At 65.7% G+C, this 870-nt stretch carries 1 protein-coding gene; it reads left to right on the top strand.

The features are described 5' to 3' along the window. Nucleotides 1-870 (top strand): elongation factor Tu (gene tuf / locus UUA_RS07205; protein WP_008435505.1); only part of this gene is annotated, 870 nt, incomplete at both ends.

The raw sequence follows: 870 nt of genomic DNA, 5'->3' as shown, positions 1-870 counted from the left end.
CGGCACTACGCGCACGTGGATTGCCCGGGGCATGCGGACTACGTGAAGAACATGATCACGGGTGCGGCGCAGATGGACGGCGCGATCCTGGTGTGCTCGGCGGCGGACGGTCCGATGCCGCAGACGCGCGAGCACATTCTGCTGAGCCGTCAGGTGGGCGTGCCGTACATCGTGGTCTACCTGAACAAGGCGGACATGGTGGACGACGCCGAGCTGCTCGAGCTGGTCGAGATGGAAGTGCGCGAGCTGCTGACCAAGTACGACTTCCCGGGCGACGACACGCCGATGATCCACGGTTCGGCCAAGCTGGCGCTGGAAGGCGATCAGAGCGAGATCGGCGTGCCGTCGATCGTCAAGCTGGTGGATGCGCTGGACACCTGGATCCCGGAGCCGGTGCGCGCGATCGACAAGCCGTTCCTGATGCCGGTGGAGGACGTGTTCTCGATCTCCGGCCGCGGTACGGTGGTGACCGGCCGTATCGAGCGCGGCGTGATCAAGGTGGGCGACGAAATCGAAGTGGTCGGCATCCGCGACACGCAGAAGACCACCGTGACCGGCGTGGAAATGTTCCGCAAGCTGCTGGACCAGGGTCAGGCGGGCGACAACGCCGGTCTGCTGCTGCGCGGCCTGAAGCGTGACGACGTCGAGCGCGGCCAGGTGCTGGCCAAGCCGGGCACGATCACGCCGCACACCGACTTCGAGGCCGAGGTCTATGTGCTGAGCAAGGACGAGGGTGGCCGTCATACGCCGTTCTTCAAGGGCTACCGTCCGCAGTTCTACTTCCGCACGACCGACGTGACCGGCGCGGTGACGCTGCCGGAAGGCGTGGAAATGGTGATGCCGGGCGACAACGTGAAGATGGTGGTGAGC

The sequence above is a fragment of the Rhodanobacter thiooxydans LCS2 genome, from assembly GCF_000264375.1.
Taxonomy (GTDB): domain Bacteria; phylum Pseudomonadota; class Gammaproteobacteria; order Xanthomonadales; family Rhodanobacteraceae; genus Rhodanobacter; species Rhodanobacter thiooxydans.
This window is presented reverse-complemented; position numbering and strand designations above follow the sequence as displayed.